General features: G+C 63.4%; 14 protein-coding genes. 12 read left to right on the top strand and 2 right to left on the bottom strand.

The features are described 5' to 3' along the window. The first annotated feature begins 2 nt into the window (after positions 1–2). From FJ471_RS06825 to lpxB, 12 genes are all read left to right on the top strand, one after another. A complete protein-coding gene (locus FJ471_RS06825; protein WP_140802412.1) occupies positions 3–1,112 on the top strand; it encodes an aldo/keto reductase in 1,110 nt (369 codons plus the stop codon). A 185-nt stretch (positions 1,113–1,297) separates the two neighbouring features. Continuing rightward, positions 1,298–2,020: a UMP kinase gene (gene pyrH, locus FJ471_RS06820; RefSeq protein WP_040987265.1), complete on the top strand. Its 723-nt coding sequence runs from the start codon at positions 1,298–1,300 to the stop codon at positions 2,018–2,020. Positions 2,021–2,111: 91 nt separating this feature from the next. Continuing rightward, complete coding sequence (frr, locus tag FJ471_RS06815; protein ID WP_140802411.1) at positions 2,112–2,666, top strand: ribosome recycling factor; 555 nt, start codon at positions 2,112–2,114, stop codon at positions 2,664–2,666. 31 nt (positions 2,667–2,697) lie between these two features. After that, positions 2,698–3,417 carry an isoprenyl transferase gene (locus FJ471_RS06810; protein WP_140802410.1) on the top strand — a complete coding sequence of 240 codons (720 nt, stop codon included), beginning with the start codon at positions 2,698–2,700 and terminating at the stop codon, positions 3,415–3,417. A 12-nt stretch (positions 3,418–3,429) separates the two neighbouring features. Next, positions 3,430–4,245 carry a phosphatidate cytidylyltransferase gene (locus FJ471_RS06805; protein WP_140802409.1) on the top strand — a complete coding sequence of 272 codons (816 nt, stop codon included), beginning with the start codon at positions 3,430–3,432 and terminating at the stop codon, positions 4,243–4,245. A 104-nt stretch (positions 4,246–4,349) separates the two neighbouring features. Then, positions 4,350–5,492, top strand: a complete 1,143-nt coding sequence (gene rseP, locus FJ471_RS06800; protein ID WP_140802408.1) for an RIP metalloprotease RseP — start codon at positions 4,350–4,352, stop codon at positions 5,490–5,492. A gap of 218 nt (positions 5,493–5,710) precedes the next feature. Continuing rightward, positions 5,711–8,074 carry an outer membrane protein assembly factor BamA gene (gene bamA, locus FJ471_RS06795; RefSeq protein WP_140802407.1) on the top strand — a complete coding sequence of 788 codons (2,364 nt, stop codon included), beginning with the start codon at positions 5,711–5,713 and terminating at the stop codon, positions 8,072–8,074. 76 nt (positions 8,075–8,150) lie between these two features. Continuing rightward, on the top strand, positions 8,151–9,206 hold the full coding sequence (gene lpxD, locus FJ471_RS06790; RefSeq protein WP_140802406.1) for a UDP-3-O-(3-hydroxymyristoyl)glucosamine N-acyltransferase: 1,056 nt from the start codon (positions 8,151–8,153) through the stop codon (positions 9,204–9,206). Beyond that, positions 9,199–9,660 carry a 3-hydroxyacyl-ACP dehydratase FabZ gene (gene fabZ / locus FJ471_RS06785; RefSeq protein WP_140802405.1) on the top strand — a complete coding sequence of 154 codons (462 nt, stop codon included), beginning with the start codon at positions 9,199–9,201 and terminating at the stop codon, positions 9,658–9,660. The genes lpxD and fabZ overlap by 8 nt, the downstream gene beginning before the upstream one ends. Positions 9,661–9,675: 15 nt before the next feature. Next, positions 9,676–10,512, top strand: coding sequence for an acyl-ACP--UDP-N-acetylglucosamine O-acyltransferase (lpxA, locus tag FJ471_RS06780; protein WP_140802404.1), 837 nt, complete (start codon positions 9,676–9,678; stop codon positions 10,510–10,512). Then, positions 10,499–11,416 carry a UDP-2,3-diacylglucosamine diphosphatase LpxI gene (gene lpxI / locus FJ471_RS06775; RefSeq protein ID WP_140802403.1) on the top strand — a complete coding sequence of 306 codons (918 nt, stop codon included), beginning with the start codon at positions 10,499–10,501 and terminating at the stop codon, positions 11,414–11,416. The genes lpxA and lpxI overlap by 14 nt, the downstream gene beginning before the upstream one ends. Further along, a complete protein-coding gene (gene lpxB / locus FJ471_RS06770; RefSeq protein ID WP_140802402.1) occupies positions 11,406–12,587 on the top strand; it encodes a lipid-A-disaccharide synthase in 1,182 nt (393 codons plus the stop codon). Before lpxI ends, lpxB begins: the two co-directional genes overlap by 11 nt. A gap of 74 nt (positions 12,588–12,661) precedes the next feature. Here the strand turns inward: lpxB and gltA are convergent, their stop codons facing one another. Next, positions 12,662–13,990 (bottom strand): citrate synthase, encoded by a 1,329-nt coding sequence (gltA, locus tag FJ471_RS06765; protein ID WP_140802401.1) that lies wholly within the window; start codon positions 13,988–13,990, stop codon positions 12,662–12,664. A gap of 180 nt (positions 13,991–14,170) precedes the next feature. Beyond that, the gene (gene gltX, locus FJ471_RS06760; protein WP_140802400.1) at positions 14,171–15,595 is read right to left on the bottom strand and encodes a glutamate--tRNA ligase; all 1,425 of its coding nucleotides are present in this window, start codon (positions 15,593–15,595) and stop codon (positions 14,171–14,173) included. Positions 15,596–15,634 lie beyond the last annotated feature (39 nt).

Genomic DNA, 15,634 nt, shown 5'->3' with positions numbered 1-15,634 from the left:
TCATGACCATGACCTATTACACGCTTGGCAACAGCGGCCTGCGCGTCAGCCGGCTGGCTCTTGGCACCATGACCTTCGGCACCGAATGGGGCTGGGGCGCCGACAGGGACACCGCCCGCGCGATGTTCGATGCCTATGTCGAAGCGGGCGGCAACTTCTTCGATACGGCCGACCTTTACACCGGGGGCACCGCCGAGACCTGGCTCGGTGAGTTCGTCGCCGAGCGCGGCCTGCGCGACAGGGCGGTGATCGTCACCAAATTCACCATGAATTCCGAGGCCGGCAATCCGAATGCCGGCGGCAACGGCCGCAAGAACATCATGCGGGCCGTGGACGCTTCGCTGAAGCGGCTCGGCACCGACTATATCGACCTTTACCTTCTGCATGTCTGGGACAGGGTCACCCCGGCCGAGGAGGTGCTGCGCACGCTGGACGACCTCGTTCGCGCCGGCAAGGTGCGCCATATCGGCCTCTCCGACGTGCCGGCCTGGTATGCCGGCCGCGCCCAGGCGATCGCCGAGCTGCGCGGCTATGAGCCGGTCTCGGCGCTGCAGCTCGAATATTCGCTGGCCGAGCGCGCCATCGAACATGAATATGTGCCTTTCGCCACCCGTCATGGCGCCGGCATCATGGTGTGGAGCCCTCTGGCCAGCGGCCTGCTCAGCGGCAAATACAGGCCGACGCAAGCCGGAAACGCCGGAAGGCTTGACGGTTTCCGCAACACCACGCATCCCGGTTTCCAGAAGTTCAGCGACCGCAACTGGGCGATCGTGGGGGAACTCGAGAAGGTGGCGGCCGAGCTTGGCCGCAGCATGGCCCAGGTCGCGCTCAACTGGGTGGCGACGCAGCCGGGCATCGCTTCCGTCATCCTTGGAGCAACGAAGCTCAACCAGCTCGAGGATAATCTTGGGGCGCTCGACTTTTCGATTCCCGCCGCGCTTCGCGCGCGGCTGGAAAAGGCCAGCGCCACGCCCGCGCCGTTCCCGCATTCCTATTTCGGCTCCGAGATCCAGGTCCGGGTGACCGGCGGCGCCGTCACCGGCGACAAGCCGGCCGGCTATTCGCCTCCCGTCATGATCGAAGGCGAGGCGGTCGGCATCTCAAGTAACTGATCAGAAGACGGCAACTGATCAAAAGGCGGCAACTGACCGAAAAAGCCTGGAATTTTGCACGAGGGCGCGGCGTGACATCGCCGCGCCCTTCGTGTATCGGGTCAGGCCGTCATGACAGCATCGCCGGATGAAGCGGGGGCGGTTTTGCCTCCAAAATTGCCGCGCCGAGATTTTCGAGGAATGAGATGACGGTGAAGCCCCTCTATCGACGTGTCGTGCTGAAAGCTTCCGGCGAAGCGTTGATGGGCGAGCAGCATTTCGGCATCGACGTCTCCGTGGTCGACCGCATTGCCGCCGACATTGCCGAGGCGCGCGCGCTGGGCGTAGAAGTGGGAGTCGTCATCGGCGGCGGCAACATCTTCCGCGGTGTCGCCGTGGCCTCGAAGGGTGGCGACCGCGTCACCGGCGATCACATGGGCATGCTCGCAACCGTCATCAACTCGCTGGCGCTGCGCACCTCGCTCAACAAGATCGGCGTCGACGCCGTCGTGCTTTCGGCGATCGCCATGCCGGAGCTTTGCGAGAGTTTTTCCCAGCGCCAGGCGACCGCCTATATGAACCAGGGCAAGGTGGTCATCTTCGCCGGCGGCACCGGCAATCCGTTCTTCACCACCGATTCGGCCGCGGCCCTTCGCGCCGCCGAGATCGGCGCCGACGCGCTGTTCAAGGGCACGCAGGTCGACGGGGTCTATTCGGCCGACCCCAAGAAGGACCCGAACGCGGTCCGTTTCGACCGTATCAGCCACGCTGAAGTCATCAAACGCGGGCTTGCGATCATGGATACCGCCGCGATTGCACTTGCGCGCGAAAACAACATTCCGATAATCGTCTATTCGATCCACGAAAAAGGTGGTTTTGGCGATATTCTGAGGGGCGGCGGCCATTGCACGGTCGTCACGGACAAGTAACAGGCGCCGGGATCCGTTAAGCGACTGCGGAACCGCGGACCAAAATAACGATAGAAGCAGTGAACCCGGCGAACGGGTCGAGGAGATGATCATGAGTGGCGAATTCGAAGACCTGAAGCGACGCATGGACGGGGCGATCGCCGCCTTCAAGCACGATCTGGCTTCGCTGCGCACCGGCCGCGCCTCCAGCAACCTGCTCGACGCCGTCCAGGTGCAGGCTTACGGCACGGCGATGCCGATCAACCAGGTGGCCAATGTGACGGTGCCGGAGCCGCGCATGATTTCGGTGTCGGTCTGGGACAAGTCGATGGTCAGCGCCGTCGACCGCGCCATCCGCGAAGCCAATCTCGGCTTCAACCCGATTGTCGACGGCACCAACCTCAGGATTCCGCTGCCGGAGCTCAACGAGCAGCGCCGCAAGGAACTGGTCAAGATCTCGCATGGCTATGCGGAGAACGCGCGCGTCGCGGCCCGGCATGTTCGTCGCGACGGCATGGATTTCCTCAAGAAGGCTGAGAAGGACGGCACCATCGGCGAGGACGAGCAGCGCAAGCGCTCCGACCAGGTGCAGAAGCTGACCGACGAGACAATCAGCACCATCGATCACCTGCTTTCCGACAAAGAAGCTGAAATCATGCAGGTTTAGGGTCCGGGTTTTCCGGCTCGAAAGCGAGACCATGGCAACGCCCGCGCATGTCGCGATCATCATGGATGGAAACGGACGCTGGGCCAAGGCGCGCGGCCTGCCGCGCCTTGCCGGGCACCGCGCCGGCGTCGAGGCCTTGCGCAAGACGGTCCGCGCCGCGCCCGCGCTCGGCATCTCCTATCTGACCGTCTATGCCTTTTCCTCGGAGAACTGGTCGCGGCCGAAATCCGAGGTCAGCGACCTCATGGGTTTGTTGAAGCTGTTCATCCGCCGCGATCTTGCCGAGCTGCACCAGAACGGCGTGCGGGTGAGGGTGATCGGCGACAAGCAGGGGTTGCAGCCCGACATCAGGGGCCTGCTGCAGGAAGCCGAATCGCTGACCGCCGGCAATGAGTCGCTGACGCTGGTGATCGCCTTCAACTATGGCGGCCGCGACGAAATCGTGCGCACCGCCCGCAAGCTGGCGGAGGCCGTCGCGCGCGGCGACATGGCGAGCGAGGCGATCACGGCGGAAAGCTTCGCCGCTTCGCTCGACACCAAGGGCATTCCTGACCCTGAGCTGGTCATCCGGACCAGCGGCGAGCTCAGGCTGTCGAACTTCCTTCTGTGGCAGGCTGCTTATAGCGAGCTCGTCTTCCTGCCTTGCTATTGGCCGGACTTCAGCCGCGAGCATCTGGCCGATGCCTTGCGCGACTTTGCCGGCCGTGAACGACGCTTCGGCGGGGTTGCAGCCCGCGATGTCGCGCTTTAGGCGCCGCCGCGAATGAGCAATCTCCAGCAGCGCGTCATCTCGGCAATCGTGATGGCGGCGCTGACGCTTGCCCTCACCTGGCTCGGCGGATTGCCGTTCCGGCTGTTTAGCGCGGGAATAGCCGCGCTGATCTTCTATGAATGGACGCGCATGGCGCGCCCTGCGAGCGGGGCGGCTCTCGGCTTCCTGCCGGAAGCACTGATTCTGATCTTCATCGCCGCGCTGATCGCCGGCGTGCCGGCCTTGTGGCTGCTCTTGCTCGTCGCGGTCGTCGTTGCGGTCGCGGCCATTGCCGCCCGGATCAGGGGGGCCACGCCATGGGAAGCCTCTGGAGTGGCCTACGCGGCCCTATCCGGTTTTTCGCTCGCCTATCTTCGTGACGGCAATCACGCCGGGCTGATTGCGATTCTTTTCCTGTTCGCGGTGGTCTGGGCAACCGACATAGCGGCCTATTTCGTCGGCCGCGCGGTGGGCGGCCCGAAGCTCGCGCCATCGATCTCGCCCGGCAAGACACAGAGCGGCGCGCTGGGGGGCGCGGCCGGCGGCGTTGTTGCCGGTTTGCTGCTGGCAGTTGCGTCCGGGGCCGGCAATCTCGTCCAGCTTGGCTTCGTCGCCCTCGCTCTGTCGATCGTTTCGCAGATCGGCGACCTGTTCGAATCATGGGTCAAGCGCCGGCATGGCGCCAAGGATTCGAGCAACCTCATTCCCGGCCATGGCGGCGTCATGGACAGGGTGGATGGGCTTGTCGCGGCCGCGTTCGCGCTGTACGTCATGGGCTGGATCGCGGCGGGCGCCGAGCATCCGGCACTGGGGCTGTTTCCGAACTGAACCACGCGGCAGCAAGGCGAAAAATGGCGCGCGCCACGGATTCGCCCGGATTGATGCCACAGTCGCGGTGGAGTGTCGCGTGCGGGCGAATTTGAGGGCATGACTTGAACGACATCTTTCACGCGGTCTTCAGCGCACAAGGCTTCGTCCTTGGCACGCTCGTGCCGTTCCTGTTCGTGCTGACCGTGGTCGTGTTCGTCCACGAGATGGGCCACTATCTGATCGGCCGCTGGTGCGGCATCGGCGTGAAGGCTTTTTCCATCGGCTTCGGCCCAGAGCTCTTCGGCTTTTACGATCGTCGCGGCACGCGCTGGAAGCTCTGCGCCATTCCGCTTGGCGGCTACGTCAAATTCGTCGGCGACATGAATGCGACGTCGAGCCAGCCGAGCACGGAAGAGCTCGAATCGCTGACGGAAGCCGAGCGCGAGGTCGCCTTTCACACGCAGCCCATCTGGAAGCGTGCCGCCACCGTCGTTGCGGGGCCGCTGTTCAATTTCCTGCTGACGATTGCCGTGTTTGCGGTGCTGTTTTCCCTCTATGGCCGTCCGGTCCTGGAGCCGACGGTGGCCGAAGTCACCGCGGGCAGCCCGGCGCAAAAGGCCGGAATCCAGCCGGGCGACCGATTCGTCAAAGTCGACGGCAGCAAGGTGGAGACCTTCGCCGACGTGCAGCGGCTGGTTTCGGGCCGGGCCGGCGACGCCATCACCTTCACCATGCTGCGCGACGGCAAGGAAATCGACGTTACGGCCACTCCGGAGCCCATGGAGCAGCAGGATGCGCTGGGAAACAAGATCAAGGTCGCGGTGATCGGCGTCGTCAACAATGCCGAGCTCGGCCAGCCGCGCCTGATCTCCTACACGCCGGCCGGCGCCGTGGTGGCGGCGGTCGAGGAAACCGGACATGTGATCGAGCGCACCGGCCAGTTCCTGCAGCGCTTTGCGCTTGGACGCGAGGACAAATGCCAGCTGGGCGGTCCGATCAAGATCGCGAAAATGTCGGGCCAGGCAGCCAAGCTCGGCTTCGAGTGGCTGGTGCAGCTTGTTGCATTTCTGTCAGTCGGAATAGGATTTCTCAATCTCCTGCCGATTCCCCCTCTCGACGGCGGCCACCTCTTGTTCTACGGCGTGGAGGCCGTCATAAGGCGGCCTGTTTCGGAGCGAACGATGGAGATGGCCTATCGGACCGGGTTGTTCCTGGTGCTCGGCTTCATGGGCTTCGTCTTTTGGAACGATCTGTTTGGGTGCTGAAATCATGAAGAAATTTGGCTTCAGCTCCGGTCGTATTGAGATGCCGTTTACCATGCGTGGGGATATGCGTGACGCGAAAGCCACGCGGTACGGTTAAGTAAATACAAATTAACCGGGAGCCTTGCGTGTAGGGAAAATCCGGTTAATACGGTAAGGGAAAATACCGCACGTCCGGTTTTCTCGCCGTGGGGACTACGAGAAAAAGGTACAAAAGCCCGATGAAGGCAGCATCCAAGTTTCTGAGCGCCGCTTCCGCGGCGGCTTTGTCGGCCGCTCTGGTCGTGCCAGGCGCGCTCGCAGTGCAGTTCGCCGCCATGTCGGTGGCCGAGGCCGCGGTCATTTCGCGGGTGGAGGTCAGCGGCAACCAGCGCGTCGATGCCGAGACCATCCGCAATTACATTTCGATCAAGCCGGGCAAGCCGTTCTCCAGCTCCGATATCGACGAAGCCGTCAAGGCGCTGTTCGGCACCGGTCTGTTCTCGGACGTCCAGATCAACCAGGTCGGTTCGAGCCTGGTCGTCAAGGTTTCCGAATACAAGGTCGTCAACCAGGTCCTGTTCCAGGGCAACAAGAAGCTCAAGGACAACGCGCTCCAGGCTGCTATCCAGCTGAAGCCGCGCGCGACCTTCTCGCAGCAGGCGCTCGATGCCGATGTCGAATCGGTCAAGGCAGCCTACAAGCGCATCGGCCGCGACGACGCCGCCGTGACCACGCAGATCATGGATCTCGGCGACAACCGCGTGAACGTGGTCTTCAACATCAACGAAGGCGGCCGCACCCAGATCGCGGCGATCAATTTCGTCGGCAACCACGCTTATTCCGGTCGCCGCCTGTCTGACGTCATCAACACCAAGCGCTCGTCCTGGCTGTCCTTCGTGCTGCGCGACGACGTCTATGACGAGGACAAGCTGCGCGCCGACCAGGAGCTGCTGCGCCGCTTCTACTACAATCACGGTTATGCCGACTTCCAGGTCGTCTCGGCCGTCGGCGAGCTTGACGACACCACCAACAAATACACGGTCACAATCACCGTGCAGGAAGGCGATCGCTATACGTTCGGCGACGTCAGCGTGGAAAGCACCATCCCCGAAGTCGACTCGAAATCGCTGGAATCGGCGGTCGAGACCCACAAGGGCGACGTCTACAACGCCAAGGACGTCGAGGATTCGATCGTCGCCTTGACCGAGAAGGTCGCGGGTTCGGGCTATGCCTTCGCCCAGGTGACGCCGCGCGGCGACCGTAATTTCGAGAACCACACCATTTCGGTCGTCTACACCATCGACCAGGGCACCAAGGCCTATGTCGAGCGCATCGAAATCCGCGGCAACGACCGCACGCGCGACTATGTCATCCGTCGCGAATTCGATGTCAGCGAGGGCGACGCCTTCAACCAGGTTCTCATCCAGCGCGCGAAGAAGCGGCTGGAAAACCTTGATTATTTCCAGTCCGTCGACATTTCGACGGTTCCGGGCTCAGCCCCTGACCAGGTCGTCCTCGTGGTCACCGTGGTCGAGAAGTCGACCGGCGAGTTCTCGGTCGGCGCCGGCTATTCGACCGGCGGCGACACGCCCGGCCCGTCCATCGAAGGTTCGATCACCGAACGCAACTTCCTCGGTCGCGGCCAGTACATCAAGCTGTCGGCCGGCGGCGGCAAGAATTCGCGCGACTTCGCCCTTTCCTTCACCGAGCCCTACTTCCTCGGTCGGCGCATCGCGGCGGGCTTCGATATCTACAAGTCGACCCGCGAATACGATCACTACGACACGGACACCACCGGCGCGACCGTTCGGTTCGGCCTGCCGATCACCGACAACGTTACGACGCAGCTGGCGTACAATATCTCGCAAGAGAAGTATGACTACCCAGACAATTGCTTGACCAGCGGTGTGCTAGACCCCGCGAAGTGTAATGTTTCGCCGGCAATCCAAGCTGGCATCGCGGAGAGCCCTTGGCTGAAATCATCTGTCAGTCTGGGTTTGGTGTACAACACCATCGACGACATGAAGAACCCGCATGAGGGCCTTTATATCACCGGTACGACCGAGTTCGCTGGTTTGGGCGGCGACGCCAAGTGGGTCAAGTTCACAGGGCGCGCAAGCGTCTACCAGACTTTGTCCGAGCAGCTTGATATCGTCGGCCTGGTTTCCGGCGGCGCAGGTTACCTTGCAGGCTACGGCAATGGCGATCTTCGCATCTTCGATCTCTTCCAGAGCAATGATCGCATGATCCGCGGCTTCGAGTATGGCGGCATCGGTCCTGTGGCTAGTGGAACTAGCGGTGACCATCTCGGCGGCACGACCTATTTCAACGCCTCCGCGGAAGCCCAGTTCCCGCTTCCGGTCATTCCTGAGAGCTTTGGCCTGCGCGGCGCCGTCTTTGCTGATGCGGCCACGCTTTATGGCAACGAACTTGTCGGCGTTAACCCGGACTCCACCGGCATAAATCTGCGCGCTTCGGTGGGTGTCGGCCTGATGTGGGCCTCGCCGTTCGGCCCGATCCGCATCGACTACGCGATTCCGGTAAAGAAAGAATCGTCCGACAATGTGCAGGAATTCAACTTCGGCATAGCGACCCGCTTCTAATTTCGCGGTCGCGACGTCCGGGCCGCCTGACGGCCCGGACTAGACTGAGCCGACCCAGCTGGATATTGCTTCTGGAATGACCGATCCGGTGTTCTTCGCGCCTTCACGCCGGTATACGGCTGGCGAGGTCGCGAATCTGACCGGCGCCAGCCTGCTCGATTCCGCGCAGGCTGAAATTGCCATCGAGGCGCTGGCTCCCGCCAACGAGGGTGGCAATGGCGCGCTCGTCTTTGTCGACGGCAAGCGCAATTTCGCCCTGATGCAGTCGCTCAGGGCGGCCGCGGTCCTGTGTCCTGCCGATTTTGCCAGCAAGGCGCCGCCAGGCATCGCGGTGCTCATGCATCCCCGTCCGCAACAGGCTTTCGCGATGGTTGGGCGCCTGTTGTTTCCGCAGGCCGCGACTCCGGGGCCGATGACCGGAGAAACCGGCATATCGGCACATGCGTTCATCGATCCGTCCGCGCATATCGAGGACGGGGCGATCGTAGAGGCCGGCGCCGTGATCGGCCCTGACGTGTCCATCGGCAGCGGCACGGTCATTGCGCCTCACGCCGTTGTCGGCCGTTCCTGCCAGATCGGCCGCGACGGCTTCATCGGCCCCGGCGCCAGCATTCAATATGCGCTTGTCGGCAATCGCGTCATCATCCATGGCGGCGCCAGGATCGGCCAGGACGGCTTCGGCTTCGTCGGCGGCGCCAAGGGGCCTGAACGCGTGCCGCAGATCGGCCGCGTCATCATCCAGGACGATGTCGAGATCGGCTCCAATTCGACCGTCGACCGCGGCGCGATGTCCGACACCGTCATCGGCCAAGGCACCAAGATCGACAATCTGGTGCAGATCGCCCACAATGTTCGCATCGGCCGTAATTGCATTATAGCAGGGCTTTCGGGTATCTCCGGTTCCGTCGTCGTCGGCGACAACGTCACCATGGGTGGCGGTGTCGGCCTCGCCGATCATCTGACCATCGGGCCAGGGGCCAAGCTTGCTGCGAGAAGTGGATTCATGAACAACGTGCCGGCAGGCGAGATCTGGGGAGGTTACCCGGCGCAGCCCATGGCGGAAGCCATGCGCGAAATAGCGATGCTGCGCAAGATGGCCAGGACGCGCAAGCAAGGCGACGGAAATGGCTGACATGGTGGCAACGACACTCGACGCGGTCGACATCATGGGGCTGATGAAGCTCCTGCCGCACCGCTATCCGTTCCTGCTGATCGATCGCATCATCGACATAGACGGCGACGAGTCCGCCGTCGGCATCAAGAACGTGACCATCAACGAGCCGCATTTCCAAGGCCATTTTCCTCAGCAGCCGGTCATGCCCGGCGTGCTCATCATCGAGGCCATGGCCCAGACCGCCGGCGCGATCTGCATTCGCAGCCTCAACACGGAAAAGCCCTCGCTGGTTTATTTCATGACCATCGACAATGCGAAATTCCGCAAACCGGTGGTTCCGGGCGATCAGCTCAGGATCCATGTCAAAAAGATCAAGAAGCGCGGCAACCTGCTGAAATTCGCCTGCGAGGCGATGGTTGATGGCGCAAAAGCCGCCGAAGCCGAAGTTTCGGCCATGATGGTTACCGGCTGACGGTTCGAAATGCTCATGAAAGTCCAGACATCCATCCATCCTTCCTCGGTCGTCGAAGAAGGAGCCCGGCTCGGCGAAGGCGTCCGCATCGGACCCTTCTGCCATATCAGCGCCGATGCAATCATCGGCGATCGCGTCGAGCTGGTCAGCCATGTGTCGGTGATGGGCGCCACCACCATCGGGGCCGGGACGAAGGTCTATCCGATGGCGACGCTCGGCGCGCCGCCGCAGAACACCAAGCACAAGGGCGGGCGCACCACCCTGGTTATCGGAGCGAATTGCACCATCCGTGAAGGCGTGACCATGCATGTCGGCACCGATACCAGCCGCGGCGAGACGACTGTCGGCGACAATGGCAATTTCCTCGCCTATGCCCACATCGCCCATGATTGCGTCGTCGGCAAGAATGCCACCTTCGCCAATGGCGCGACGCTCGGCGGCCACTGCGAAATCGGCGACAACGTCTATATCGGCGGCCTGAGCGCCGTGCATCAGTTCGTGCGCGTCGGGGACAACGCCTTTCTTGGCGGGTGCTCGGCGTTTGTCGGTGATGTCATTCCCTATGCCATTGCCGTCGGCAACCGGGCCAGCCTGCGCGGCTTGAACATCATCGGGCTCAAGCGCTCCGGCCTGCCGCGTTCCGAAATCTACCTGCTGCGCAAAGCTTACAGGGCGATTTTTGATCGTTCCCGCACCGTCGGCGAGAATGTTGAGCTCGCCAAGGCCGAATTCGCCGGGTCGCCAACGGCCATGAAGATCATCGATTTCATCACCAGTCGCGGCAAGCGGCACTTTGCCGTCCCGTCGCTCAAGGGCGGCGACGACGATGACAGTGGCGATGACGAGGGCTGAGCCCGCGACGCCGAGGCTTTCACTCGCGCCGGGCTCGAAGGTCGGCATTATCGCCGGTGGCGGCAGGCTGCCCGTCGAAGTCGCCGACGGCCTGGTCAAGCATGGTTTCGTGCCTTTCGTCATCATCGCCGCCGGTGAGGTCGATCGCGAGGCGGACTTTGCGGCCTACGATCAGCAAAAACTCGCGCTGGAAGACATCGGGCTGCTGTTTCCGTTGCTGAAGCGCCAGGGCATCACGCACCTTGTCCTCGCCGGCGAGATCAAGCGCAGGCCGCGGCTGAGCAAGATAAGGCCGACACTTGGCCTGCTGGCGATAATTCCCTTAGTGGTCAAAGCCTTGCGGCGCGGAGACGATGGCCTGCTGAAGATGCTGACCCGAGCCCTCGAAACGCGAGGCGTCAAGGTCGTCGGCGCCCACGAAGTCGTTCCGGAACTGACAGCTGGCGAAGGCACATTGACGGCGGCCGGGCCAAACCAATCCGACTGGCGCGACATCGAGGCCGCCCGTATGGCGGCCAAGACCATCGGCGCGCTCGATATCGGCCAGGCAGCGATTGCGATCGGAGGTCGAGCCGTCGCCCTCGAAGGTATTGAAGGCACCGCCGGCCTGCTCGACAGAATGCGCGAATTGCGCGGCCACGGCAGGCTGGCCGGCAAGGCGCGCGGCGTGCTGGTCAAATGCGCCAAGCCGGGTCAGGAATTGCGGGCCGACCTGCCCACCATCGGCCCGCAGACGATCGAAGCCGCGCATGCGGCAGGCCTTGCCGGCGTAGCCGTCGAGGCTGGCCGTTCGCTTATTCTCGAAGGCCCGACCACGCTTGCTCGCGCGAACGCGCTTGGCCTGTTCATCGTCGGTCTGCCGGCAATTGAGCTGACCAATGGAGAGCCCGCCAATGGTCGCTGACAAGCCGCTCAAGATCGCGATCGTCGCCGGCGAGGAATCCGGCGATCTGCTCGGCGCCGATATCGTGCGGGCGCTCGAGCGCGCGACCGGCCGCAAGGTGCAACTCGTCGGCATTGGCGGCCGGCATTTGCAGCAGTTGGGGCTGACCCCGCTCTTCGATGGCAGCGAGATCGCGCTGATGGGCTTCAGCGCGGTGCTGCGCGACCTGCCACGGCTGATGCGCCGGATCAGCCAGACGGCGGCGACGATCGCGGCCGAGCGGCCCGATTGCCTGGTCACCATCGACAGCCCGGACTTCTCGCTGCGCGTCGCGAAGAAGGTCCGCGCAACGGCGCGGGCCATCCCGATCGTCCACTATGTCTGCCCGAGCGTATGGGCCTGGCGGCCGGGCAGGGCGGTGGCGATGAAGCCCTATGTCGACCATATCCTCTGCATCCTGCCGTTCGAGGTGAAGGCGCTCGCTCGTCTCGGCGGACCGCCGGGCACTTATGTCGGCCATCGGCTGACGCAGGATCCGGGCGTGCTCGGCGCCGCCAAGGCGCAGAGCCAGCCGCGCGACCTCACTGGCGACCGCGTCAAGACGGTGCTGGTGCTGCCAGGCTCGCGCCGCGGCGAAGTCCGGCGGCTGATGGAACCGTTCGGCAAGGCAATGTCGGCGTTGCGCCAACGCGGCCATCGCCTTCGCCTGCTGTTGCCGACGGTGCCGCATGTCGCCGAGCTGGTGAAGGCGTCGATCGCAAGCTGGGACGACAAGCCGGAAATCGTCACCGAGTCGGAGCGCAAATGGCAGGCCTTCGGCAAGGCCGACGCTGCGCTGATTGCCTCGGGAACGGTATCGCTGGAGCTGGCGCTCGCAGGCGTTCCAATGGTTTCCTGCTACAAGCTCGACCCGATCGCGCGCCAGCTTCTGCAGCATATGGTGATGACGTGGTCGGCGCTGCTGCCCAACCTCATTTCCGACCGCGCGCTGGTCCCGGAATTCTACGACCAGTATGTCCGGCCGGAGAACCTCGCCCGGCAGTTGGAAGCCCTGTTTGCCGACACCGGCATGCGCGCCTGGCAAAAGGCGGGCTTTGCCGAGATCGCCCGACGCATGGCGACCGAACGGCCCTCGGGCGAGATCGCCGCGGAAGTGGTGATGGGGTGTATCAAGAAAGCGAATAGGGAGTAGCGAATAGCGAGTAGGGCTGTGTCGGTTTGCCCTTCTTCCCCTATTTGCTACTCGCTATTTCGCCATTCGCTCAATTACCGCTTCGCAATCGGCACGTAGTCGCGTTCCGTGGCGCCGGTGTAAAGCTGACGCGGGCGGCCGATCTTCTGGTGCGGATCCTCGATCATTTCCTTCCACTGCGCGATCCAGCCGACGGTGCGCGCGACCGCGAACAGAACGGTGAACATGGTGGTGGGGAAGCCCAGCGCCTTCAGCGTGATGCCGGAATAGAAATCGACATTCGGATAGAGCTTCTTTTCGATGAAATACTCGTCGGTCAGCGCGATCTTTTCCAGCTCCATGGCGATGTCGAGCAGCGGATCGTCCTTGATGCCGAGCTCGCCTAGCACCTCATGCGCGGTCTTCTGCATGATCTTGGCGCGCGGATCGTAGTTCTTGTAGACGCGGTGGCCGAAGCCCATCAGGCGGAACGGGTCGTTCTTGTCCTTGGCCCGGGCAATGAACTCGGGGATGTGGTCGACATGGCCTATCTCGCCCAGCATGTTCAGCGCCGCTTCGTTGGCGCCGCCATGCGCCGGACCCCACAGGCAGGCGATGCCGGCGGCGATGCAGGCGAACGGATTGGCGCCGGAAGAGCCGGCCAGGCGAACCGTCGAGGTCGAGGCGTTCTGCTCGTGGTCGGCGTGCAGGATGAAGATGCGGTCCATGGCGCGCGCCAGCACCGGGTTGATCTTGTACTCCTCGCACGGCACGGCAAAGCACATGTGCAGGAAGTTGGCCGCGAAGCCGAGATCGTTCTTCGGGTAAATAAACGGCTGGCCGATATGGTACTTATACGCCATCGCCGCGATCGTCGGCATCTTGGCGATCAGGCGCATCGAGGCGACCATGCGCTGGTAGGGGTCCGAGATGTCGGTCGAGTCATGGTAGAAGGCCGACAGCGCGCCGACCACGCCGCACATGACGGCCATCGGATGCGCGTCGCGACGGAAGCCGGTGAAGAAGCGCGACATCTGCTCATGCACCATGGTGTGGCGCGTCACGCGATAGTCGAAGTCGTCCTTCTGGGCCTTGGTCGGCAACTCGCCGTAGAGCAGCAAATAGCAGACTTCGAGGAAGTCGCCATGCTCGGCAAGTTGGTCGATCGGGAAACCACGATGCAGCAGGATGCCCGCATCGCCGTCGATGAAGGTGATCCCAGACTCGCAGCTTGCGGTGGAGGTGAAGCCCGGATCGTAGGTGAAGGCGCCGGTCGTGCTGTAGAGCGAACCGATGTCGATGACGTCGGGCCCGACCGTGCCGCTTCGCACCTTCAATTCGTGCGTCTTGCCGGCGAGTTCGAGCCTGGCGGTCGACTCGCGCGCCTTGCTGCCCGGTTCCAGTTTTGTCGCAGCTTCGCTCATTCTCAACTCCTTTTGTATCCTCATGCCGGCAAGGCAATTCCTGCAAACGACACGTCGAAGTCACCGGAATGCGCGAACTCGCCACCGCATTTTAGGAGGTGCGTGCCAGATTGGGCCAAGGCCTAATGTTGCACTGCGAAACACACCTTTCAATGCCAATCTTCTTGGGCCAGTTCGCTCCTAATCGATTTGATCTGCTATGCGCGCCAGGCTTTCCTGACGGCCCAGCACGGCAAGCACGTCGAACACGCCGGGCGAAGTGCTGCGGCCGGTCAGCGCGGCCCTGAGCGGTTGCGCTACGGCGCCGAGCTTGTGCCCGCCGGCCTGCGCGAATTCGCGGATCGAAGCCTCCGCCGAAGCGGCGTTCCACTCGCCCTGGACAGAAGACAATGCGCCATGCGCGCCGCGCAAAATCGCGCGCGCATCCGCGTTGAGCAAGCCCGCCGCCTTCTCGTCCAGCGGCAATGGCCGCTCGGCAAACAGGAAGGCCGCGCCGTCGACCAGTTCCACCAGGGTCTTGGCCCGCTCCTTGAGGCCGGGCATGGCGGCGAGCAGCAGCGCCTTGCGCTTGTCGTCGAGCTTTGCCGCAAGTGCGGGGCCGCCTTCGAGATAGGGCAAAGTGGCGACGAAGATGTCGAACAGCGCCTGGTCGTCCATCTTGCGCATATGGACGCCGTTCAGCGCCTCGAGCTTGGCGAAATCGAAGCGGGCCGCGCCCTTGTTGACGTCGCCGATGTCGAACCAGGCGACCATGTCCTTGATCGACATCACCTCGTCGTCGCCATGGCTCCAGCCGAGCCGCGCCAGATAGTTGAGCAGGGCTTCCGGCAGGTAGCCCATGGCGCGATAGGCCTCGACGCCGAGCGCGCCATGCCGCTTCGACAGCTTGGCGCCATCGGCGCCGTGGATCAGCGGGATGTGCGACATCGACGGCACGTCCCAGCCCATGGCGTTATAGATCACCGTCTGGCGCGCGGCGTTGGTCAGGTGGTCGTCGCCGCGGATGATGTGGGTGACGCCCATGTCGTGGTCGTCGACGACGACAGCATGCATGTAGGTCGGGACGCCGTCAGAACGCAGGATGATGAAGTCGTCGAGATCCTTGTTCGGGAAGCGCACCTCGCCCTGCACGCGATCGTTGACGATCGTCACGCCCTCGGTGGGCGCCTTGATGCGGATTGCGCCCTTGACACCTGCCGGCGCCTCGGACGGAGCGCGGTCGCGCCAGTGGCCGTTGTAGCGCGGCGGCAGGCCCTTGGCGCGCGCGGCCTCGCGCATCGCCTCGAGCTCGGCCGGCGTCTCATAGGCGTAATAGGCCTTGCCCATGCGCACGAGCTCCTCGGCCACCTCGCGATGGCGCGGCGCGCGCTCGAACTGCGAGACGGCGTCGCCGTCCCAGGAGAGGCCGAGCCAGGTCAATCCGTCGAGAATGGCAGCCGTGGCAGCCTCGGTGGAGCGCTCGCGGTCGGTGTCCTCGATGCGCAGCAGCATCGTGCCGCCAGTGTGCTTGGCATAGAGCCAGTTGAACAGCGCCGTGCGCGCCCCGCCAATATGCAGGTAGCCGGTGGGCGAGGGGGCAAAACGGGTGACGACCTTGTCGGACATGGAACTCTCGAAGAAGCACTGAAAAAATGCATGTTTCGC

It is taken from the genome of Mesorhizobium sp. B2-7-1 (assembly GCF_006440735.1).
GTDB lineage: Bacteria > Pseudomonadota > Alphaproteobacteria > Rhizobiales > Rhizobiaceae > Mesorhizobium.
The sequence above is the reverse complement of the archived record's forward strand: the minus strand, read 5'-3'. Positions and strand labels throughout refer to the sequence as shown.

Bases quoted from the DNA above. Each gene is read 5' to 3' on its own strand.
- FJ471_RS06825 (WP_140802412.1), top strand. From the start codon at position 3: ATGACCATGACCTATTACACGCTTGGCAACAGCGGCCTGCGCGTCAGC.
- pyrH (WP_040987265.1), top strand. From the start codon at position 1,298: ATGACGGTGAAGCCCCTCTATCGACGTGTCGTGCTGAAAGCTTCCGGC.
- frr (WP_140802411.1), top strand. From the start codon at position 2,112: ATGAGTGGCGAATTCGAAGACCTGAAGCGACGCATGGACGGGGCGATC.
- FJ471_RS06810 (WP_140802410.1), top strand. From the start codon at position 2,698: ATGGCAACGCCCGCGCATGTCGCGATCATCATGGATGGAAACGGACGC.
- FJ471_RS06805 (WP_140802409.1), top strand. From the start codon at position 3,430: ATGAGCAATCTCCAGCAGCGCGTCATCTCGGCAATCGTGATGGCGGCG.
- bamA (WP_140802407.1), top strand. From the start codon at position 5,711: ATGAAGGCAGCATCCAAGTTTCTGAGCGCCGCTTCCGCGGCGGCTTTG.
- lpxD (WP_140802406.1), top strand. From the start codon at position 8,151: ATGACCGATCCGGTGTTCTTCGCGCCTTCACGCCGGTATACGGCTGGC.
- fabZ (WP_140802405.1), top strand. From the start codon at position 9,199: ATGGCTGACATGGTGGCAACGACACTCGACGCGGTCGACATCATGGGG.
- lpxA (WP_140802404.1), top strand. From the start codon at position 9,676: ATGAAAGTCCAGACATCCATCCATCCTTCCTCGGTCGTCGAAGAAGGA.
- lpxI (WP_140802403.1), top strand. From the start codon at position 10,499: ATGACGAGGGCTGAGCCCGCGACGCCGAGGCTTTCACTCGCGCCGGGC.
- lpxB (WP_140802402.1), top strand. From the start codon at position 11,406: ATGGTCGCTGACAAGCCGCTCAAGATCGCGATCGTCGCCGGCGAGGAA.
- gltA (WP_140802401.1), bottom strand. From the start codon at position 13,990: ATGAGCGAAGCTGCGACAAAACTGGAACCGGGCAGCAAGGCGCGCGAG.
- gltX (WP_140802400.1), bottom strand. From the start codon at position 15,595: ATGTCCGACAAGGTCGTCACCCGTTTTGCCCCCTCGCCCACCGGCTAC.